The 22,550-nt window shown below is 44.4% G+C and carries 20 protein-coding genes and 1 pseudogene; 9 read left to right on the forward strand and 12 right to left on the reverse strand.

The genetic code is table 11. From position 1 onward, the window contains the following. A pseudogene (locus tag FTV34_RS07540) lies at positions 1-389 on the forward strand (IS5-like element ISAba31 family transposase); the annotation flags it as partial. A 157-nt stretch (positions 390-546) separates the two neighbouring features. Here the strand turns inward: FTV34_RS07540 and FTV34_RS07545 are convergent. Further along, positions 547-1,359 carry an NAD(P)H-binding protein gene (locus FTV34_RS07545; protein ID WP_180069708.1) on the reverse strand — a complete coding sequence of 271 codons (813 nt, stop codon included), beginning with the start codon at positions 1,357-1,359 and terminating at the stop codon, positions 547-549. Between the two features lie 33 nt (positions 1,360-1,392). Between FTV34_RS07545 and recG the strand changes: the two genes are divergently transcribed. Together recG and FTV34_RS07555 are read left to right on the forward strand one after the other, a co-directional pair. Further along, the gene (recG, locus tag FTV34_RS07550) at positions 1,393-3,438 is read left to right on the forward strand and encodes an ATP-dependent DNA helicase RecG (protein ID WP_180069711.1); all 2,046 of its coding nucleotides are present in this window, start codon (positions 1,393-1,395) and stop codon (positions 3,436-3,438) included. Next, positions 3,425-4,060 (forward strand): ComF family protein, encoded by a 636-nt coding sequence (locus FTV34_RS07555; RefSeq protein WP_180069714.1) that lies wholly within the window; start codon positions 3,425-3,427, stop codon positions 4,058-4,060. Before recG ends, FTV34_RS07555 begins: the two co-directional genes overlap by 14 nt. 1 nt (position 4,061) lies before the next feature. Here FTV34_RS07555 and FTV34_RS07560 read toward each other — a convergent pair whose 3' ends face one another. Next, a complete protein-coding gene (locus tag FTV34_RS07560; protein WP_166135917.1) occupies positions 4,062-4,463 on the reverse strand; it encodes an NUDIX domain-containing protein in 402 nt (133 codons plus the stop codon). A gap of 28 nt (positions 4,464-4,491) precedes the next feature. Next, positions 4,492-5,082, reverse strand: a complete 591-nt coding sequence (locus FTV34_RS07565) for a TIGR00730 family Rossman fold protein (protein WP_034701503.1) — start codon at positions 5,080-5,082, stop codon at positions 4,492-4,494. A 152-nt stretch (positions 5,083-5,234) separates the two neighbouring features. Here FTV34_RS07565 and FTV34_RS07570 point away from each other — a divergent pair, with 152 nt between their 5' ends. After that, positions 5,235-6,248 (forward strand): CorA family divalent cation transporter, encoded by a 1,014-nt coding sequence (locus FTV34_RS07570; RefSeq protein ID WP_159122636.1) that lies wholly within the window; start codon positions 5,235-5,237, stop codon positions 6,246-6,248. Between the two features lie 105 nt (positions 6,249-6,353). On the opposite strand, the gene FTV34_RS07575 is transcribed toward FTV34_RS07570, so the two are convergent. The 8 genes from FTV34_RS07575 to dxs all read right to left on the reverse strand — a co-directional run bounded on the left by FTV34_RS07575 (position 6,354) and on the right by dxs (position 15,173). Further along, entirely contained in the window at positions 6,354-6,644 is a 291-nt protein-coding gene (locus FTV34_RS07575; RefSeq protein ID WP_159122637.1) for a lipid asymmetry maintenance protein MlaB, read from the reverse strand. Between the two features lie 12 nt (positions 6,645-6,656). Beyond that, the gene (locus FTV34_RS07580) at positions 6,657-7,292 is read right to left on the reverse strand and encodes an ABC transporter substrate-binding protein (protein ID WP_180069716.1); all 636 of its coding nucleotides are present in this window, start codon (positions 7,290-7,292) and stop codon (positions 6,657-6,659) included. A gap of 18 nt (positions 7,293-7,310) precedes the next feature. Then, a complete protein-coding gene (locus FTV34_RS07585) occupies positions 7,311-7,988 on the reverse strand; it encodes an outer membrane lipid asymmetry maintenance protein MlaD (RefSeq protein ID WP_004786968.1) in 678 nt (225 codons plus the stop codon). Beyond that, a complete protein-coding gene (gene mlaE, locus FTV34_RS07590) occupies positions 7,988-8,767 on the reverse strand; it encodes a lipid asymmetry maintenance ABC transporter permease subunit MlaE (RefSeq protein WP_004786970.1) in 780 nt (259 codons plus the stop codon). Before mlaE ends, FTV34_RS07585 begins: the two co-directional genes overlap by 1 nt. After that, a complete protein-coding gene (locus FTV34_RS07595; protein ID WP_125278978.1) occupies positions 8,764-9,582 on the reverse strand; it encodes an ABC transporter ATP-binding protein in 819 nt (272 codons plus the stop codon). The genes mlaE and FTV34_RS07595 overlap by 4 nt, the downstream gene beginning before the upstream one ends. Before the next feature lie 407 nt (positions 9,583-9,989). Then, on the reverse strand, positions 9,990-11,789 hold the full coding sequence (locus FTV34_RS07600; protein ID WP_166135904.1) for a DEAD/DEAH box helicase: 1,800 nt from the start codon (positions 11,787-11,789) through the stop codon (positions 9,990-9,992). Between the two features lie 528 nt (positions 11,790-12,317). Beyond that, entirely contained in the window at positions 12,318-13,148 is an 831-nt protein-coding gene (locus FTV34_RS07605) for an inositol monophosphatase family protein (RefSeq protein WP_180069719.1), read from the reverse strand. A 114-nt stretch (positions 13,149-13,262) separates the two neighbouring features. After that, positions 13,263-15,173 (reverse strand): 1-deoxy-D-xylulose-5-phosphate synthase, encoded by a 1,911-nt coding sequence (dxs, locus tag FTV34_RS07610; protein ID WP_180069722.1) that lies wholly within the window; start codon positions 15,171-15,173, stop codon positions 13,263-13,265. A gap of 311 nt (positions 15,174-15,484) precedes the next feature. On the opposite strand from dxs, the gene ribA reads away from it, so the two are divergent. After that, positions 15,485-16,087 carry a GTP cyclohydrolase II gene (ribA, locus tag FTV34_RS07615; protein WP_180069725.1) on the forward strand — a complete coding sequence of 201 codons (603 nt, stop codon included), beginning with the start codon at positions 15,485-15,487 and terminating at the stop codon, positions 16,085-16,087. 120 nt (positions 16,088-16,207) lie between these two features. On the opposite strand, the gene hemN is transcribed toward ribA, so the two are convergent. Further along, complete coding sequence (gene hemN, locus FTV34_RS07620) at positions 16,208-17,581, reverse strand: oxygen-independent coproporphyrinogen III oxidase (RefSeq protein ID WP_180069728.1); 1,374 nt, start codon at positions 17,579-17,581, stop codon at positions 16,208-16,210. Between the two features lie 242 nt (positions 17,582-17,823). Here hemN and hemF point away from each other — a divergent pair, with 242 nt between their 5' ends. From hemF to FTV34_RS07640, 4 genes are all read left to right on the forward strand, one after another. Next, positions 17,824-18,771, forward strand: a complete 948-nt coding sequence (hemF, locus tag FTV34_RS07625; RefSeq protein WP_180069730.1) for an oxygen-dependent coproporphyrinogen oxidase — start codon at positions 17,824-17,826, stop codon at positions 18,769-18,771. Between the two features lie 150 nt (positions 18,772-18,921). Then, on the forward strand, positions 18,922-19,128 hold the full coding sequence (locus tag FTV34_RS07630) for a hypothetical protein (RefSeq protein WP_180069759.1): 207 nt from the start codon (positions 18,922-18,924) through the stop codon (positions 19,126-19,128). A 98-nt stretch (positions 19,129-19,226) separates the two neighbouring features. Continuing rightward, on the forward strand, positions 19,227-20,015 hold the full coding sequence (gene aroE / locus FTV34_RS07635; RefSeq protein WP_180069761.1) for a shikimate dehydrogenase: 789 nt from the start codon (positions 19,227-19,229) through the stop codon (positions 20,013-20,015). A 386-nt stretch (positions 20,016-20,401) separates the two neighbouring features. Then, positions 20,402-22,225, forward strand: coding sequence for an acyl-CoA dehydrogenase C-terminal domain-containing protein (locus FTV34_RS07640; protein WP_166135889.1), 1,824 nt, complete (start codon positions 20,402-20,404; stop codon positions 22,223-22,225). Positions 22,226-22,550: the final 325 nt, after the last annotated feature.

Below are 22,550 nucleotides of genomic sequence, written 5' to 3' on the forward strand. Positions count from 1 at the left end.
TACATTTGATTGTTGATGCACATGGCAATCCTATTGATTTCATGATTACCGATGGAACCACACATGATGTTAAAGTTGCGCCTGATTTAATATCAACATTAGATTTAAAAGAGACAAAAGTGGTATGCGCAGATAAAGGCTATGATTCAGAACCACTGCGTGAACAGATCAGGAAAACAGGGACTAAAGCGAATATACCAAAGAAAACGAATAGCCAATCGAACAATGACCATATGGACTGGTATTTATATAAAATCAGGCATTTAGTTGAAAATATGTTTTGTAGATTAAAGCAATTTAGAGGAATAGCTACTCGATATGACAAGCTCAAAAGAAATTATCAAAGTTCTGTTGCCTTAGCCTGTATATTTTTATGTCTACCTTTATAGGGTTAATTATGAACAGTAAGTGTCAACAGACCCTAATAAAAATGATAAATATTCCCTCTCCTTTTAGGAGATGAGCAGCACTGCTGCGCAAGGGAGAGGTGATTTTAAAAAAAACCTCCTCCTAACCTCCTCCCAGAGGGAGGAGGAACTTCCAAATTTATAAATCAGTCTTATTCATCAACTCTAAATAATCCTGAAAACAATCCTGATGCTCTAACTCAAAGCCTATCTTTTCCATTCTTGTGGCATACAGCTTTTTACCCGTCACCCTGTCACTTTCCACTTTCAATATAAATAAACCCATCTGCTGCTGGAACCATTGCAGGACTTCATGCAAAAGTTGTGGCTCATTATTGGTCAAAATATATGAAGAATCAGGATGTTCCACGTGAATCATCTGAACTAGAAAACGTGATAAATCTTCAATATGAATCCGATTTGACCAGTGCAGATTTGGATAGCTGGTCATCGATGCTGCCATTTTCTGCATACGTGCCACAGAAGTCCCATAAATCCCACTTGGGCGGATAATGGTGCATTGTTCAGGATAAGCGGCGAGATACGCCTGTTCCATGTGATGCAGAATTTCACCTTGAGCATCATTCGGATGAATTTCAGTTTCATCATCCACGCTTTCACCTGCATTCTGTCCATAAACCCGGGTTGATGAAACCACCACAATTCTTTTTACCGGATGGGATTTCAAGGCAGTAATGATTGGCTGAACCGAATCCAGATAAATGTGCTGATAGGCTTCGACACCACTCTGTTTGGGACTGAGTAACACATAGACCCAATCAATCGAAGCGACTGCACTTAAATCTAGAGTATGCACATCCTGAATCAGATGAGTTGCGAATAAATCTGTTTTGGGACTTTGGCTAATTGTGCTAATTTGATGACCTTGCTCAAATAATTGTTTAGCTACCCGCTCGGATGTTTTACCATAACCAATAAATAAAATATGCATTCGACACCGAATCACAGACCTGGTTGAGGGGACATGGCTGCAGTCCATCAGTTACAAGGCGTTGGCAATGCCGCCGCTGCTTTACTCGAAAAACTAAATATCTTTAATACTGATGATTTGCTTTTTCATCTACCACGTGACTATGAAGACCGTAGCACGATCATTCCCATGAATCAATTAACGGTGGGACGCAGCTATTTGCTGGAAGGTATCGTGAAAGGGGTCGATTTCCCACCCGGTAAACGCAAGTCCATGGCGGTGTTACTGGATGATGATTCTGGCAAAGTCACTTTGCGTTTTTATCATATTTATAAAGGCATTACCGATCGCTGCAAGCTCGGTAACCGTTTAAGAGTCTTTGGTGAAGTGCGAGTCGGTGCCCGTGGTCTGGAAATGTATCATCCAGAGCTGCAAGTGATTACTGAACATACGCCTCTGCCTCATACCCAACTCACCTCGATCTATCCGGCAACCGAAGGACTGACTCAGCCCAAGCTGCGGGAATATATTAAACAGGCACTAGAACTGCACAGTGATGATTTGCCTGAACTGTTGCCACAAAAATTTAGCAATGGTTATGGCCTGAAGCAGGCACTGGAATATATTCATCATCCGCCATTGGACGCCAATATGTTGCAGCTCACTCAAGGCTCACATCCGGCACAGCAGCGTCTGATTTTTGAGGAACTGGTGGCACATCAAATCAGTTTGCTGACCCGGCGTGCTTTTATTCAGCAGATTGAAGCCCCTTCATTTTCCCCGAGTAAAACCTATGCCAAACAGCTTCTGGCTGGTTTGCCTTTTGAAATGACCGGTGCGCAAAAACGCGTATCCAAGGAAATTGCCAAAGACCTGAAACAGAATAAACCGATGCTACGTCTGGTGCAGGGTGATGTGGGTGCAGGAAAAACCTTGGTTGCCGGCGTAGCAGCCTGTCATGCCCTAGAAGAAGGCTGGCAAGTCGCGCTGATGGCGCCAACTGAAATTCTGGCCGAACAGCATTACCTCAACTTCAAGCGCTGGTTCGAACCACTCGGTTTAAATGTCGCCTGGCTTTCCGGCAAGCAGAAAGGTAAAGCGCGTACTACAGCAGAGCAAGTGATCCGTGATGGTAGCGCGCATCTGGTGGTGGGCACACATGCCCTGTTTCAGGAAAATGTCGAGTTTGCCAAACTGGGCTTAGTGATTATTGATGAGCAGCATCGTTTTGGGGTCGATCAACGCTTAGCCTTGAGAAATAAAGGCTTGGATGGTATGTCACCGCATCAACTGGTCATGACCGCGACCCCGATTCCACGCACGCTTGCTATGTCGGCGTATGGCGATCTGGATACGTCAATTATTGATGAATTGCCACCGGGTCGTACTCCGATCCAGACTGTGACCATTCCGCTGGATCGTCGCGAAGAGGTTCTGCAACGGATTGCCACGAATTGTGCTGAAGGTAAACAGGCTTATTGGGTCTGTACTTTGGTAGAACAGTCTGAAACGCTGGATGCCCAAGCTGCAGAAGCAACCTTTGCCGAGATCAAGGAACGCTTCCCTGAACTGAATATCGGTCTGGTACATGGCAAAATGAAAGCCGATGAAAAACAGGCAGTCATGCAGGAATTCAAAGACAATAAACTGCAGCTACTCATTGCTACAACTGTGATCGAAGTCGGTGTTGATGTCCCGAATGCTTCGATTATGGTGATTGAAAATGCCGAACGGCTTGGCCTGTCACAACTACATCAGCTGCGTGGTCGGGTGGGTCGTGGTGCCAAAGCCAGTTTCTGTGCCCTGCTCTATAAAAATCCATTGTCACAAAATGGTCAGGAACGTCTGCGTATCATGCGCGAAACCAATGATGGCTTTATCATTGCCGAGAAAGACCTGGAATTACGTGGTCCGGGTGAATTGTTAGGAACCAAACAGACCGGTGATATGGGTTTCCGTGTAGCCAAACTGGCACGTGATGATCACTTGCTGAATCAGGCGCATTATGTCGCCCAGCAGATGTTAAAAGATTATCCGAAACAGGCGGATGCATTATTAAAACGCTGGCTACCTGAGGCTCCACGCTATGCCTATGTTTAAGCTGTTACAACAGGGTAAACTCTGGCTGAATCGTTTACACCCTTGTCAGCTGTGCCAGACAGATTATCAAAACCTGCATTCTGTCTGTCAGGATTGCTGGCAACAGTTACCTTGGGCACATCAGACTATTCAGCGTCAGGAAATGCAGTTTCAGGTGGCTTGTGACTATGCCTACCCGATGGATCGCCTGATTCAATTATTTAAATATGAGCAGAAGCTGCATCTGGAACCATTATTGGCAGGTGCATTACTAACCTTAAAATTTCCTAAAGTCAGTGCAGTGGTTCCTATGCCGATTTCAACCGAACGACTGGTTGAACGTGGCTATAATCAATCTTTGTTGCTGGCCAAGCATGTAGCTAAACACTTGCAAGTTCCCGTCTGGCAACCAGTTGAACGACTCAAGCAACATTCACAAAAAGGCTTAAGCCGTCTGGAACGTATCGAAGATATTGAAGCCCAGTTCAGGGTCACTATCTCTTCAAAAGTCCGTTATCGTAAGGTTTTAATTATCGATGATGTGGTTACAACTGGCAGCTCGATTCGAGCTTTGAGCCAGCAACTGGAAAAACTGGGCTGTCAGCAGATTTATGCCGCCTGTCTGGCGGGAGCCAAACTTTAAATCAGGCTTGGGCCAGTAAGTTCTTTTTAACCCAAGGTATGACAATTTCTGTAGTTAAAGGTGCAAGTTTCACATCTTTCTGATCCAGATCCACCCATTTCATCTCGGCAATCTCAGCTTCAATATGTGGTTCGCCATCTAACTGCACCAGATAAACATAACTAACCAGTTGATGATCCGGTTCATTGGCAGTTTGAGTTTCAAAACACCCGATAAATTGCTGAATCTCAGCCTGACAACCAATTTCTTCCTTAATTTCACGTAGCAGGGTGCGTTCAGGTGCTTCATCCGGTTCCAGCTTGCCACCCACTTGCATAAAACAGTCAGTATTTTTCTTACGAACCACCAGCAGCTGCTGATCTGAATTCAAAATAATGGCAGCTGCGACGGTAATAATTTTCATGAATTCGGAACGATCAAGTGGAAAACACTTATTTTACGAGATCTTCCTGATCGACCATACCCCATTTTGCTTCAGGCGGCTGGTAGTCTTGAAATTTCTGTAAAATTTCTTCGAAGTCATCACTCACGATCAGGGATTCAGTAAAACGTGGCTTGGTAAAACCCTTGTCCGTGGTCATCTGAATAAATTTCAGCAAATCATCATAAAAGCCATCGACATTGAGAAAAGCACAAGGTTTTTTATGAATCCCGAGCTGAGCCCAAGTCCATTGCTCAAAAATTTCCTCGAGCGTTCCCGCCCCACCCGGAATGGCAATAAAACCATCGGAGAGTTCTGACATTTTGGTCTTACGCTCATGCATATTATCGACCACATACAGCTTGGTAATATGTGGATGTGCCAGTTCGCGATTCACTAGGGGTCTTGGAATGACACCAATGACCTCGCCCCCTGCAGCTAAGGCACTATCCGCTACAATGCCCATCAATCCGGAACGACCACCACCATAAATCAGTGTTTGCTGTCTTTTTGCCAGGGTTTGGCCTACCTTTTCGGCAATTTGTTTATAACCAGGTTCAGAACCTAGCGCTGAGCCACAGAAAATTGCGATAGAATTCATCATTTTCACCATTGCATTGCCGGTATATAGTACGCAGGCAGCGCCTGAGAGTTTTTTTTCAAAAATAACTGCACAATCAGTGTTTTTATTCAATTCCTTGTCTAAAATACACGCATTTAGATTAACATACTGCGCAAGGGAGAAAAGACAGCATGCTTGAAGCCTTTTACGCCACAGAGCGCGGTAGCCTAGAAGATGCCACCATCAATGGTGATTTCGACCTGCATCCGGAACTGGTTTGGATAGATTTAATTGCGCCTTCACAGGAAGAACAGCAATGGATTCTGGATGCCTATGAGCAAAACCTGCCCACCTTAAAATCTCTGGAAGATATTTCTTCGAGTGCCCGATTTTACCGTGATGATGACGGTATTTTGCACATCAGTACCTATTTCTTAACGAAAAATAAAAATTATCAAGTCGAAAGTGAACATGAGGATGATGCCAGCATCCTCGCAACGGTTCAGACAGTCGCTTTCATTTTGCATAAAGACCGGCTCTTTACCCTGCGTGGTGAAAAGCTGGTAGCTTTCCGGGCCTTTCGTGCCCGTGCGCGTCGCAATGATTATGATATTGACTATAAAGATCCAACCTGGATTCTGCTGGGTTTGCTCGAGGCCAAACTGGATGAGTTGGCCGATATTCTGGAAGACGTACATAAGGATCTGGAAAAATACTCAACCGAAGTGCTGAATAACCGGCATCGTGAACAGATCCTGGATCTGGACGACATGATTACCCGTCTGGCTCAACTGGAAGATATGCTCGGAAAAGCTCAGCTGTGTCTGATCGATTTACGACGGGTACTTACCTTCCTGTCACGTCCACGAGCCTTAGGCAGTCATATTTATGATGCAGATATTCGAGAACTCAGTGAAGACGTCCGCTCACTGGTCGAGCATGATGCCTTCCTGTTCCAAAAAGTCCGATTCTTGCTGGATACCACGTCCGGATTCATTAACACTGAACAGAATGATACGATCCGTCGCTTCTCGATTTTACCGAGTATGCTCGCGCCCCCCATGCTGATTGCCAGTATTTACGGGATGAACACTGATGTCTTGCCCTTCGCTCAAGGTTCGATGAGCTTTGTGATGGTGAACATTATTATTATGGGCTTCCTGATAGGGCCTCTTATTTACTTTAGATGGAAGAAGTGGATTTGAGCGAGCTTTAAAGCACTGCTTTTAAAGCGAAGTGCAAGAAACGCTCCTCATCTGATTCATGCTTATTTGAAAAACAATAAAAAAGCACCTTTCGGTGCTTTTTATTTACTGAATGATCTGTAAATCATCCTGCAAATGACAGGCCTGAATGATCTTCATCATTTTCTCAGGAACCGCTTTAAACTGTAGCCCTCGTGCTTGCGGAGTTTGGCGCAACCAGCGCACCAGAACGGCCAAAGCCAAAGTACTACCCTGCTCAAGTCCAGCCAAATTAACTACCACAGGAAACTTGCCCTGTGAGTGAATAACACGCAGACCATCTAGGTAATAGTTCTGCGCATTGTCAGCGTCAATCTTGCCTGAAACCTGCAGTTCCTGATTATTGAATTGAATCACAGCTCACCTATCTTATTTTTTCTTGTCAATCGCCGCTTCTGCATCTGGCTTGAAGTTAGCAATGGCTTTATCCAAGTTACCACCATTACGTTTTACTGTAGCCGCAAACTGGTTACGGAACTGCAGGCCTAGGTTAATACCAGAAACATTGATGTTACGGATTTTCCATTGTGAACCTTTATCAACCAGCTGGAAGGCAACCGGAATTTTCTCGCCTTTGTTATTAAAGTCGATGGTCACTACAGGATTTTTGCTGTTAGTCGCCTTATAAGGACGAACGCTGTAAGTCTGGTTACTGAACTTAGAGAAAGCCGTACCATAATTTTCAATCAGGGTTTCACGGAAGTTCTTTTCAAACTGTGCACGCTGCGCCGCAGTACTATACTGATTGGTCGCATAAGTCCCCATCACAATCCGGGTAAACGATTGTGAATCGATATACGGGTCAAGATTCTGACGAACAATCGTTTTCACAAGCGCAGGATTATTTTGCAATTTGGCATGATCGGTTTTAAGACGATCAATCAAATTGTCTGCAACTCTTTTAATAAAAGCAGGTGGGGCTTCAGACGGTGCAGCAAACACTGTACAAGCAACCATTGTTGAAAGAATGCTTGCAGCAAGCGTTTGTTTTACTAAAGTCTTCACTCAAATCTCCTCAATCTGTTATTCAACAAATGCAGGTTCTGCATCTGTTGTTTCTGAAAATGCAGCTTCTTCTGAGGCACTTTCCTGACTATCTGACGATTTTCCGGCACCACCGGTAATAAATTTCGTCACTAAATCTTCAATTTCCATGGTGCCTTGAGTGTTCGCAATCTGCTCACCACGTTTCAAGTAAGTCAGACCGCCACCTGGAATAATTTTCAGATACTTTTCACCCAATAAACCATTTGTTGCTACCATAATGTAAGCATCTTCATCAATATTGGTGATGGATTTCATGTTATCTAATAGTTGTTTTTCCATTGTTTTTTGTTGCGCAGGATCGGCTGCGGTATAGTCTGAACTATAACGTAACTCTTCCAATGCTTCCTGCTGAACCTGCTTGAGCTGCTCGGCATTAAAAGAAGTCAGAGAGCCATCCAGCGTCATATGGACAGTGGCTAAACGGGTCACCGGATCCAGCGTAATTTTATCAACCTGACCGACTTTCACCCCACTTAAAGCAACTTTAGCGCGTGGCTTGATGCCATTTACATTTTCAAAAGTCGCTGTCATCTGATAGCTATCAGAAATATTGGTGCCTACCAAACCGCTGACACGCATCGCCAAAAAAAACAGGGCGATACCGAAAAGAATGACAAAAACACCAACGGCCAGCTCACTAGTACGTGATTTCATTAAATACCTCCGAACATGACCGCAGTCAACACGAAATCAAAACCTAATACGCACAGCGAAGAATAGACAACCGTACGTGTTGTAGAAGTTGCGATACCTTCTGATGTTGGTTCACAGGCATAACCCTGATAAACCGCGATCCAGGTACAAATTAATGCGAAAACAAAACTCTTGATAATGGTGCCATTCAGGACATCTTTATAGAATCGCACGGTACTTTCCATGCCACTCCAATATGCGCCTTCATCTGCACCTAGAAAATCAACACCCACCATTTTTCCGCCCATAATCCCGACCGCAGCAAAGATCACAGAGAGCATGGGCAAGCTAAAAATACCGGCCCAAAGGCGTGGTGAAATCACCCGTTTTAAGGGATCAACCCCGATCATTTCCATACTGGACAATTGCTCGGTCGCTTTCATCAGACCAATTTCGGCAGTTAAGGCAGAACCGGCACGACCCGCAAACAGTAATGCAGCAACCACAGGTGCCAATTCACGCAACAGGGTTAAAGCCACTGCAGTACCAAGCATCGCTTCACTACCGAATGTCGACAGAATGGTATACATCTGCAAACCGAGTACCGAACCAATAAACAGGCCAGATACCGCAATGATCAAGAGGGACAGCACCCCGACCCGATACATCTGATAAACAAACAGCTTTACTCCAAGCCAGGTCGGCATGGAAAAGAGAATCTGCAACAGCATCAGTGTTGCAACACCAATCCCCTGAACACGTTCAATAACGCGTCTACCTAAGGCAGCAATGGCATTCATGAACGTACCTCATCACTTAAATAAGCCTGATGACTAAACTGATAATCTACCGGGCCTTCAACCGAACCGGTTAGGAACTGCTGCACAAAAGCTGAAGGATGATTTTTCAATTCATCTGCTGTGCCCTCACCCTGAATTTTGCCTTCTGCGACCACATAGATGTAATCAGCAATCGATAAAGTCTCTGCCACATCATGTGAAACAATAATGGTCGTTAAATCCAATGCTTCACGTAGAGAGCGGATCAGTCGGGTCAAAACCCCCATCACAATCGGATCCTGCCCGGCAAAAGGCTCATCGTACATGATCAGCTCCGGGTCCAGTGCAATCGCCCGAGCCAAAGCCACCCGGCGATTCATCCCGCCAGACAGCTCTGAAGGCATCATTTGCTCTGCCCCACGTAGTCCTACTGACTCGAGTTTCAAAGCCACAATTTCAGCAATCAGATGTTCAGGCAATTTGGTATGCGCACGAATCGGAAAGGCAACATTTTCATAGACGCTCATGTCGGTAAACAGAGCGCCACTTTGGAACAGCATCCCCATACGTGCACGTGCGGAAAAAAGCTCGGAACGGGACATCTTGGCAATATCTTTACCGTCCAGTAAAACCTGACCCTGTTCAGGCGTCAGTTGCCCACCGATCAATCTTAATAAAGTGGTTTTACCAGTTCCGGAAGGTCCCATAATGGCGGTAATCTGCCCACGACGAATGTTTAAACTGACATCGTCATAAATTACACGCTCACCCCGCTTGAAACTCAAATTCTTGACTTCAATCAAAGACTGAGGATCCTGCGCTGTTTGATTTTTCATAGCTGAGTTTATTCCTGCATTTTTTCAGCATGCATATGACAAAAGAACGAAGTTCAACATGTTAGCATTTGAAAATGAAGGGTCAAGTTCATGGAAAACATAATGCTCCATGCCTGGCCATATATTTCTAGTAATCAAAAATTTTATTTCGACGCGATTTTAACAGACTATGATCCATTTAAAAAACGATATACATAATAAATCAGATTGCACAAAAGCAAAGTTACCGCAATGTAGGACATGTACCCCTCAATAATATGAAAGGCTATAAAAAGACACCTTCAGATTACGGATCATCATAAACCTAGAAAAAGTTAATGAATTAGGCATTTTATGCTGAAAAAACAAAAAATCAATGCATAAAAAAAACCAGCACTCAGGCTGGTTTTTTTTCAGACGTTATTCAATTAGTCATTGAATTTACGACGTGGACGATCTTCACCGAATGAGCGCTCGCCACGTGGCTTGTCATCAAAGTTGCGACGCGCTGGACGGTCACCAAAGTCACGTTTTGGACGGTCATCACCGAATGAACGTGCTGGACGATCACCGAAATCACGTTTAGGACGGTCACCGAAACCACCTTCACGACGTGGAGCAGGACGATCACCAAAATCACGTTTAGGACGGTCACCGAAAGAACCTTCACGACGTGGTTTGTAATCTACACGGTTACCGCGGTTGTCATCATTACCTTCGAAACGAGGACGGTCACCAAAGTCACGACGTGGACGATCATTGTTAAACTCGCGACGTGGACGGTCTTCATTGAAGTCACGACGTGGACGATCACCGAAACCGCCTTCACGACGTGGACGATCGCTGTTGAAGTCACGACGTGGACGATCTTCGCCACCGAACGCAGGACGTTCGCCACGAGGTTTGTCATCGAAGCTACGACGTGGACGGTCATCACCACCTTCACGACGTTTGAAATTGCTCTCGCCTTCGAAACGACGACCACCACCGAAGCCACGACCGCCATCACGACGACCGCCACGACCACGACCAGCGCCATCACGGCTACCGCGTGCAGGAGGTGGAGATGGCTCAAGACCTTCAATTTCAGATACATTTAGACGAGCTTCAAGGAAGTCTTCTAGTGCACGGATTTTACCGCGTTCACGATAAGTCGCTAAAGTAATTGCTTTACCGGTACGGCCCGCACGACCTGTACGACCGATACGGTGTACATAGTCTTCGTTCTTCATAGGAAGACCAAAGTTGATCACGTGAGAAATTGTCGGTACGTCTAGACCACGTGCTGCAACGTCAGTTGCAACCAGGATTTTTGCACGACCTTCACGGATGCTGCGCAGACGACGGTTACGAACGGTTTGTGGCATCGCACCATGTAGAGCAACAACGGACAAACCTGCTTCAGCAAGTTCTTCAGCCAGCATATCTGTATCTTCTTGAGTAGAAGCAAAGACCACTGCCTGATCAACGTCTTCTTCGTTTAACCAGTGAGTAAGAAGTTTTTTCTTGTGCTCAAAGCCATCAGTCCAGTGTAAAGTCTGGGTAATGTCAGTATTGGTAGAATGACCAGTTTCAATTGCAATACGCTCTGGCTCATTCATCATGCGTTCAGCAAGGGTAATGATACGTGGAGCGAAAGTTGCAGAGAACATCAGTGTTTGTTTACGGTTTGCAGCCAAGTCACCGATTGCTTCCAGGTCTTCAGAGAAGCCAAGATCCAGCATACGATCAGCTTCGTCGACGATCAGCGAGTCAACTTTGTCAAGTTTGATTTGACGACGGTTAACAAGGTCAAGTAAACGGCCTGGAGTTGCTACCACAACCTGTGCACCTTTTAACTGCTGGATTTGTTTACCAAATGGCATACCACCCATAATTGCAGCAATACGAACACCTTTCATGTGACGTACGAATGCGATCGCGTCTTGGCATACTTGTTGTGCCAATTCACGAGTTGGTGAAATCACCAGAATAGTTGGTTGAGTCACCGCTTTCATACGTTCTTTAAATGGTACGAAAGTATCTTGGTTAGCAAGTGCGTTCAAAGTTGGGAGAAGGAACGCAGCGGTTTTACCCGAACCTGTCTGGCTAGAGACTAAAAGGTCTTTACCTTCTAGTGCAGCAGGGATAGATTGTTCTTGTACAGGAGTCGGAGTAGTAAAACCTAAGCCTTGAAGGGCTTGTTGTAACGATTCATGCAAAGAAAATTCAGCAAAAGTTTTGCTCATAGAGTATTCCACCCGGAAACTGGGTGCTCCATTAAAAATAAAGTCAAATGGACATCGACAAAAAGCGGTACAGCAATTAAACGCTGAAAAGAGATGATTCAGCGGCGATCCGAGTAACGACGATGTGATATAACGCACGCATGATTACGGCATAACCTGAAGGAATCGCTTTAGCGATTGGGGCGCGAGATATCGTCCTCTCTTTGGACCGCACGCGCATACACAATGATAAGAAGAGAAATGTTCAGGTAACGAACAGAAATTAAGTGCGTGCGCAGATTATAGCAGGATTATTTATAAAGTCATCCGCTTTTCAGATTATTTTGTTTAACTGCTAATTTCTTCATCAATTTCTAAGACTTAAACAAGAAAAGAAATGTAATTAATTATCCGCCCGGTCAATTTTCTTTTTATCAAAGTTGTGAATCATCTAAATATTAGGATATTTATCTCGTAATTATTTTAAAAAATAAAAAAGGCATCCCGAGAGATACCTTTTTGATATTCGATTTACGGCGTTAAACCCGATTATTTCACTGCGTCACCCCAAGCAGGAACAACTGCTTGCATAAGAGGTTTCAGCATTTTCATTGAACAAGCCAAAACTTGACCATTTTCCATAGAATCGCTACCACCACGCGCATCAACCACAGTACCGCCCGCTTCTTTCACGATTAACTCGCCTGCTGCAATATCCCAAGGTTTCAAGCCAAGCTCGAAGTAACCATCAAGACGACCAGCAGCTATATAAGCCAGATCCAAGGCAGCTGAACCACCACGACGGAATTGTGCACCTGCTTCAGTCACATTGAGCAATGCATCAAAATGATTCTTGGCATAAGAGACTACTTCACCATTACGTTTAGTACGGTAAGCATGACCAACTGCCAGGAAAGTATTGTTCAGACTGTCTTTAACATTTACACGGATACGGCGCTGGTTCAGCATCGCACCACGACCACGGCTCGCAGAGAATAGCTCATCTTTCACAGGGTCATAAATAACACCGTGCTGAGTTACACCTTTGTGCTGAACTGCGATAGAGATACAGAAATGCGGAAAACCGTTGATAAAGTTTAGTGTGCCATCAAGCGGATCGATCACCCAACACCAATCAGCGTCGTGACCTTTACCTTCTTGCAGACCAAATTCTTCACCAAGGAAACTGTGATTTTTATAGCTTTTACGTAGAGTATCGATGGTCAACTGTTCCAGATAACGATCTACACGCGTTACCGGACCATCAATGCCTTTTTCTTCGACTTGCAGATCGAGTTTATGACGATTTTGATGCGCTTTTAAAAGCTCTTGACCAACTAATTGAGCCGCACGCGCAGCCATCACCACCATAGGTTCCATTGAACACCCACTACAAATTTGAAGATACTGATAAAGAATAATGCATAAAAGCCCGCATATTTTAGCAAATATCCGGGCTTTTTGGGAAAAAATGTGTCGAAACTTTTTAAGAGTTTATAACAGGACGCTTTGACCTAGCTTTGACCAGGCTTCATTGATTGATTTTTCAATGCCTTGGCTATCAAGTCCTGCCTGTTGCAACATTTGACTATGTGTTGCTTGTGCCATAAAGCTATCCGCTAAACCTAGATTCAGGATTGGTTTAACAATTTGAGCTTCAGCCAGATACTCATTCACTGCACTTCCTGCGCCGCCCATGACTGCATGTTCTTCAACAGTAACAAACAGGCTGGTTGAATGGGCCAGCTGGTTTAACATTTTGGTATCCAGTGGTTTGATGAAACGCATATTTACCACGCGTACACCCACATCATGCTTGCTGGCAAATACTTGAGCAGCTTCAACTGCAGCTTGAACTCGACTACCGAATGCTAGAATCGAAACATATTCATCATATTGTTCGTTCAGACTGAGCAACAATTCTGCCTGACCGATCTGCATCTCGGTCATGGTTTTCTGGATTTCCACACCCAGTCCATTCCCGCGCGGATAACGCACTGCTGCCGGACCATGATACAGATAAGCCGTATGCAACATCTGACGGCATTCATTCTCATCTTTTGGTGCCATGATCACCAGATTCGGAATGGTACGCATATAGGCATAATCATAGGCGCCGGCATGCGTTGGACCATCTTCACCAACCAGACCGGCACGATCGATCCCAAACGTCACATCCAGATTTTGCAGCGCTACATCATGCACCAACTGGTCATATCCCCGTTGCAGGAAAGTTGAATAAATTGCGACGACCGGTTTTAAACCTTCACAAGCCATACCAGCGGCAAGCGTCACTGCATGTTGTTCTGCAATGGCCACATCAAAGAAACGTTCAGGGTATTCTTTGGCAAACTGCACCATGCCTGAACCTTCACACATCGCCGGAGTAATCGCCAATAGGCGTTTATCCTGTGCTGCTTCATCACATAACCATTGTCCAAATACATCGGAATATTTGGGTGCTGGATTAGGGGCTGCAACTGCATTGAGTTTGCTAATCGCGTGGTATTTAATCTGGTCACATTCTGCTGGCGCAAAGCCCTTACCTTTTTTGGTATAGATATGGATCAGGCGTGGACCGGTACGTTTTTTCAAGGCTTTAAAAACGTGTACCAGCTGTTTAACATCATGGCCATCATAAGGACCAAAATAATCAAAACCAATGGCTTTAAAGAGGTTATCAGCAGCATCAGTTGCAGCCTGATGTAAACGCGAGTTATATAGCCATTCCGGATGCGGCTGTACATAAGCCTCACCATCTTCAGTCACATTGACGAATTCGCCACGCTCCCAGATTGCAGCGAGATGCTTGGCAAAACCACCAGTACTACATGAAATCGACATATCATTGTCGTTCAGGACCACCATCAAGTCAGCCTGATGTGCCACAGCATCGTTCATAGCTTCAAAGGCCATACCTGCTGTCATGGCACCATCACCAATGATTGATACAACTTCGCACGGATTGTTCTGATAACGGCGTGCCAGAGCCATGCCGAGGCCAGCAGAAATTGCGGTAGATGAATGCCCTACCCCAAAAGTATCAAATTCGGATTCTTCACGCGCCGGAAATGCGGCCAGACCATCTTTTGCACGGATTGTAGTGAGCTGCTCACGACGTCCGGTCAACGCCTTATGCGGATAAGCCTGATGACCCACATCCCAGATCAGGCGATCATGTGGCGTATTAAAGCAGTAATGTAAAGCGACAGTAAGCTCAATCACACCCAGATTGGCCCCAAAGTGTCCACCACTCTGACCCGCAGCATACAAAATGAATTGACGTAACTCATCCGCCACTTGTGTGAGCTGGCTTTGCTCGAGTGCACGCAGTTGCTCAGGATGATCGATCGCATCAAGCAACGGTGTTACAGGGCGTTGAGTTGGTATTTCTGTATACAGCATATATGGCAAAGCCTTCTAAAGCCTGGCAAAATCTTAAGCTAGGTCAATGGGGAATAACCGATCATATAGTTGAATTGTAGCAGCTTCAATTCAGCTACGCTTCTAGCGATGCAATATTAAACAGCGATCTCGTCGGGGTGAAAAATTTGCAGGCTACGATTATCCTGAATAATCTTACTATTTATCAACTATTATCGTTCGCTTTCTACAAAAAAGAAAATGTTCTTCATAAATTCAGCTGAGCAATTCTACTAATGTTTAAGCATTACGCTATACTTTAGCTACTTTATTAGGATTTTACGGGTTCAGCTGTGCCTATCGAATTTGTCGCAACTTCAAGATTACCGACCGCTCATGGTGAATTTAAAATTACTGTTTTTCAAGACCCTAAGACTGGCGAAGAACATGTCGCGCTTTCCAAAGACCTCGAAGAACCAAGTGATGAACCTGTGCTGGTCCGTGTACATTCTGAATGTTTAACCGGTGATGCCTTTGCTTCATTAAAATGCGACTGTGGCCCTCAACTCCAGGCAACACAAAAACTGATTAATGAAGTGGGTCGCGGTGTCATTCTTTATTTACGTCAGGAAGGACGCGGAATTGGCCTGACCAATAAAATCCGTGCATATGCCTTGCAAGACCAAGGCCATGATACGGTCGATGCCAATCTGATGCTGAATTTACCGGCAGATGCACGTCAATATGATATGTGCAGCATCATGCTGGATCACTTAGGTGTAAAAGCCGTCCGCCTGATCACCAATAATCCTTTAAAAATTGATGCATTGAAAGAGCAAGGCATTAATGTAGTGGACCGTGTACCACTCACTGTGGGTCTGAATCCATTCAATGAGCAATACCTCAAAACCAAGCATGAGCGTATGGCGCATATGTATCAGAAGGAAGATTTTTAAAAGAATCTCCCCCTGCCCCTCTTTTTCAAAGAGGGGAAATTTCCTTTTATATAAGTATAGGGAAGCCTCCCTTTTTTAAAGGGAGGTTTGGAGGGATTTATAAGATCCTAAGAGGGATTCTTAAATCGTCATCGAGAAAATCCGGTTCTCTGGCATACGACGCTTTAAACGTAAATCAAAAGCCATGCAAATATTGCGTACAAATGGTTTCCCTTTCTCCAAAATCGTGACTGAAGAGTCTTCAATTTTGATTAGCTGATCCTGCTGCATTTCCTCAAGCTGCTTTAGCACTTCATCAATTTCAGCAAACTGTATGTCTCCACTTTCCCATGAAGTAGTAAAACTACACATCAGATTCAGGATATGTTTACGAATGATCAGGTCTTCCTGAGTCAGGATATGCCCTTTTACCACTGGAATCTGATTCCGCTCTAGCAGTTCATAATATTCTTCAATGGTTTTCACATTCTGTGCGAAGCTATACCAGCTATCACTAATCGAAGAGATTCCGAGTCCGATCATCACCTGAGTTTTAGACGCGGTATAACCCATAAAATTGCGGTGCAAAGTTCCGGATTGAAAGGATTGGTACATGCTGTCTTTCTCTAACGCAAAATGATCCATACCAATTTCATGATAACCATGCGCCAAGAGCTTTTTCTTACCCTCTTCATAGCACTGACGCTTGATTTCATCTTTCGGTACATCCGCATCTTTAAAACCGCGCTGGCCATTCCCTTTAACCCAAGGCACATGCGCATAGCTATATAAAGCCAGACGGTCTGGTAATAATGAATTGGTCTGATCGATGGTATTCAAGACATCCTCCAAACTTTGAAATGGCAGACCAAAAACCAGATCATGCGAAATCGATTCATAACCAATTTCTCGCGCCCATTCGGTGACCTGTTTGACATTGTCATAAGGCTGAATCCGGTGAATGGCTTTTTGTACGGTTTCATTATAATCCTGCACGCCATAACTGACCCGACGAAAACCCAGGTCATGCAAGCCTTGCAAATGCTCACGCGTGGTATTGTTTGGATGACCTTCGAAGCTGAATTCATGCTCTGCTGCAATCTTGGCTTTGGACAAAATACCTTGAATCAGCTGGGTTAAATGTTCAATGGAAAAGAACGTCGGTGTCCCACCACCAAGATGAATTTCTTTGATGATGGGTTTTTCTTCTAATAACTCACAATACAGCTCCCATTCTTTCAGCACAGCTTGTATATAAGGCTGCTCGACTTCATGACGTTTGGTCACCCGTTTATGACAGCCACAAAAGGTACATAAACTTTCACAAAATGGCAGATGGATATACAGGCTGATGCCTTCAGTCGCATTCGACTCCTGAAAAGAACGTTTTAGTGTCTGCTTCCAAAGCTCTAGTGAAAATCCTGACTCTTCCCAATAAGGGACGGTTGGATAACTGGTGTAGCGAGGACCGGGGACATTATATTTTTGAATGAGAGAATTTGCCTGCACAGTCATGAATGCCTACCACCTTATCAGTCAGGTTAATGCGCTGCATAGAGCGCTGTTAAGGTTATTGTGCGGAGCTCAAAAAAAGAATTCAACCTAGTAGCCTGGTCGGATTTAATGCACTACACATCCTTCTAAAACATTAGGTTGAATGTTGTTACAAATGGTGAGCATCTAGAAAAACACCTTAATTTTTAGGCCATTTTATGCTTTGATGTCATCAGTCTTTTTATTTCCCTATGAGGGTTCTGATGCAGCATCCTACCTCTGCAGATATTCAACGCGTTCGCGATTTTCTCCTCGACCTGCAAGCCCGGATTTGTGCCGCGCTGGAACAGCAGGAACGTGCCGGTGGCGGCACGGCTGAATTCGTGATTGATGACTGGGAACGTCCTGAAGGTGGCGGTGGCCGCTCACGCGTGCTGCAAAATGGTACGGTAATTGAAAAAGGCGGTGTGATGTTCTCTCACATCAATATTTCCAAACTGCCCGCTTCCGCCACTGAACGTCATCCGAATATAGCCGGAGCTAAAGCCCAAGCCATGGGTGTATCTTTAGTCATCCATCCCAAAAATCCGAACGTCCCGACCTCACATGCCAATGTACGTTTATTTGTAGCGGAAAAAGAAGGTCAGGATCCGGTCTGGTGGTTTGGTGGCGGTTTTGACCTCACCCCTTTCTATCCAAATGATGAAGATGTGCTTTCATGGCACCAGACCGCATATGACCTGTGTGCACCTTTTGGCGAAGAGGTTTATCCGGAACATAAAAAATGGTGTGATGATTATTTCTATCTAAAACATCGTGATGAGCAGCGCGGTGTCGGCGGCCTATTCTTTGATGACCTGAATCAATGGGATTTTGAAACCTGTTTCCAATATATGCAGGCCGTAGGCAATGGCTATTTAGAGGCCATTCTGCCAATTTTCCAGCGCAATCAGAACAAGCCATATACTGAAGCACAACGTGATTTCCAGCTGTATCGTCGTGGCCGTTATGTGGAATACAATCTGGTATATGACCGTGGCACACTGTTTGGTCTGCAGACGGGTGGCCGGATTGAATCAATTCTAGTCAGCCTGCCACCTCTTACCGGTTGGTTATACCGCCCGGAATGGGCTGAAGGATCGCCAGAAAAACGTTTAACCGATTACTACCTTAAACCACATGACTGGTTAACAGAATTAAAAACAAAATAAAGCAATCAAAATATTTAAATACAAATTGCCCTCAGATGAAGGGCTTTTTTAATGGATAAATCCTCTATACTGCAACTCAGAAAGATATTTCAGGATCTACTCCTTGATCTTAACTCTGATAAAGATAAATTCTGCTAGGTAAAAATAACAATGTTTAAGCTTCACCTTAATCCTGCTACGTTGGCCTTTTGGCTATTTCTGGCGCTTGGTATTAGTGCGATTAGTACCGCTGTCATCAGTCATAACCTGATTCTAGATGTAGTTGCCATTTCTGTGAGTGTCCTCACGATTGCCGGAACCTTATTTAGTATGGTCTTGCTCTTTGTCGAACATATTATTGAGATCTGTAGTTCCTAAACCTTTAATCTTTAGCCTGCTTTTCACTGCTGACAGGCTTTAGCCCTCCTGCATTTTCACGTATATTAATGGCCATTTCCGCACATGGACATGGTGAAATGAGCAAGCAATTTGCCGTCATTGGCAACCCCATCGAACAATCACGCTCTCCTGAACTGCATCAGGCTTTCGCTGCCAAAACCGGGGTCGATCTGACCTATACCAAACGCCTTGCCCCACTGGATGGTTTCACAGCCAATATCCAGGAATTTTTTGCTCAAGGCGGTATTGGCATGAATGTGACTGTGCCCTTCAAGGAACAGGCCTTTGCCCAGTGCCAGGTCCTTACCGAACATGCCAAAATCGCCAAAGCCGTGAATACCCTATGGATGAAAGATGGCATTCTGCATGGCGACAATACTGATGGACAAGGCTTAGTCGAGGCTATTCGTGCTCTTGACTGGACTCTGGAAAATACCGATATCCTAATTATTGGTGCTGGTGGCGCGACCCGCGGCGTGATCTATCCATTGGTACAGGCTGGTGTGAAGAAGATTATCATTGCTAACCGTACTTTGTCACGTGCAGAACAACTGGTTGCCGATCTAAAAGACGCTGTGCCTCAAGCAGAGTTACAAGCCATTGCCTTAACTGATTTAGCTGGTGAGTTTGATATCGTGATTAATGCGACTTCTGCCAGTCTTAGCGGTGATGCGCTGGTACTACCTGAAGCCCTACAGTTTAAACATGCCTATGAAATGGCCTATGGCAAACCGTCCACGTTCTTAGATCAAGCCAAAGCCCGTGGCGTCCCTACTTCTGAAGGTTTCGGCATGCTAGTCGGTCAGGCCATTGAATCTTTTTATATCTGGAACGGAGTAAAACCTGAGCTGAAAGATTTTCTTTAATTCTGAATATTTTTGAGATGAACGGGTTAGCCATTAATCCGTTCGCTCTTTTCCTTTCATTAAAAATAATAAAATTAAATTGGATTTAATGACATGATTTATCCAATGATTAGACCCTAACATTCGTGTACAATTCATACAAAAATACCCCTAGACAATCTCCCTAAATATTGATTAAAGTCCAGACAGATAAGCATTTTTCAATATAAGTGCCTTATTTAAAGATGGAGAGTTCCGTTATTTAATCTTTAAACTTGTCTGATCTTCTCGATTCGCTTTTCTGACATTTTTATTTGTTGTCTTTATCAATGTTTTTTTATCCTCAATGTGAATAATCATAGAATCGATAAAGATAATCCAAAACTATTTTAATCAGGATTAAACGCATGCCAGCATATAAAGCTCCTTTACGTGATATTCGCTTCTTAATGAATGAAGTGCTTGATTACCCTGCACATTACCAAAAACTGTCAAATGGCGAATATGCCGATGCAGATACGGTAGACATGATTCTAGAAGGTGCGGCAGATTTCTGTGAAAATGTACTTTCTCCACTGAACCAGACCGGCGATGCAGAAGGCTGTCATTTTGAAAATGGCGAAGTACGCACACCTAAAGGCTTCAAGGAAGCTTATGATCAGTTCGTACAAGGTGGCTGGCAAGGTCTGTCTTATCCTGAAGAATTTGGCGGTCAAAACCTGCCGATGTCTTTAAACCTGATCAAATCAGAAATGATGGGTACGGCAAACTGGTCTTTCCAGATGTATCCAGGTTTGAGCGTGGGCTGTATCAATACCATCATCCAGTATGGTACTGACGAGCAGAAAAACACCTATCTACCGCATCTGGTTGCAGGTACCTGGTCAGGAACCATGTGTCTGACTGAGCCACAATGTGGTACCGACCTGGGTCAGGTAAAAACTAAAGCAGAACCGCAAGCTGATGGTACTTATGCGATTTCTGGTACCAAAATCTTCATTTCTGCGGGTGAACACGATTTAACTGAAAATATCGTGCACATCGTTTTGGCACGCCTTCCAGATGCGCCACAAGGCACCAAAGGCATTTCCCTGTTCATCGTACCGAAATTTATTGCCACTGAAGATGGCGGTATTGGTGAACGCAATGCGGTGAACTGTGGTTCGATTGAACACAAAATGGGGATCCGTGCCTCTGCAACAGCGGTACTAAACTTTGACAATGCAGTAGGTTATTTAATTGGCGAGCCAAACAAAGGCTTGCATGCCATGTTTACCTTCATGAATACCGCGCGTATTGGTACCGCAATCCAAGGTATCTGTCATGCAGAACTATCGTTCCAGGGTGCATTGCCATATGCCAAAGAACGTATGTCGATGCGTGCCCTGTCTGGTAAAAAAGATCCAGAAAAAGTGGCGGATGCGATTATCCACCATGCTGATGTACGCCGTATGCTGTTGACCCAGAAAGCGATTGCTGAAGGTGGTCGTGCCATGATCTATCATGCTGCACAAATCGCAGATAACATGAATGATGCTCTGCTGCGTGGTGATACTGCTGAATTTGAACAGCAGGATGATCACTTAGGTTTCTATACCCCTATTCTGAAAGGCTTCCTGACTGAAATGGGTTATGAAGCAGCGAACCACGGTATGCAAGTATTTGGTGGTCATGGTTACATCAAAGAATGGGGCATGGAGCAAATCGTTCGTGATTCACGTATCTCTACCCTGTACGAAGGAACGACTGGCGTTCAGGCGCTTGACCTGATTGGTCGTAAAGTTCTGCTGACCTCTAAAGGTAAAGTGATCCGTGATTATACCGCTGAAATTCTGAAATTCTGTGGTCAGCATGCACGTAATAAATACATGCGCCGTTTTGCCTGGGACCTGACCAAGCTATGTGCACAGTGGAATGCACTCACTGTACGCATCATGTTGGCAGCACGTAAAGACCGTGACATCGTATCCTCTGCTTCTGTGGACTTCCTGATGTTCTCAGGCTATGTAATGATGGCTTACTTCTGGGCACAACAAGCTGCAGTGGCTTCAGCGAAACTGGTTGCTGGTGATGGTGCAGAAGTTCCAGAGTTCTACAAAGCGAAAATTAAAACTGCTGATTTCTACTTTGAGCGTTTATTGCCACGTGCCCAAGGCCATGCTGAAGCAATGGTGAATCCATCCAAAACCATGACTTCACTGGCAGCAGAACACTTCAGCTTTGATTACTAAGTCAAAAGTTTAGGTTTTAGCTTTAAAAAGAGCGCTACGGCGCTCTTTTTCATATGTCAAAATGATGAGTTGATACAAAGAAAAATCTGCTGCGTACACAAACTACACAAATTTATATCTATAATTTTCAGACGTCTATTAAATAATCCATATAATTTACTTGAATATCTATAAATACAGGGTATGATGGCGATAACTAGAAAAATTCTTGTTTTGGTTAGTCTTCTTTTAAGTATCGCAGTTTTAGTCATAAACCTTCGTTTTAAAGATCAATAAGCTCCATCCTTTTTATTTTTCAAAGTTACAGCTAGTCATCTGAAATTTT

Source organism: Acinetobacter sp. YH16038 (assembly GCF_013417275.1).
Classification (GTDB): domain Bacteria; phylum Pseudomonadota; class Gammaproteobacteria; order Pseudomonadales; family Moraxellaceae; genus Acinetobacter.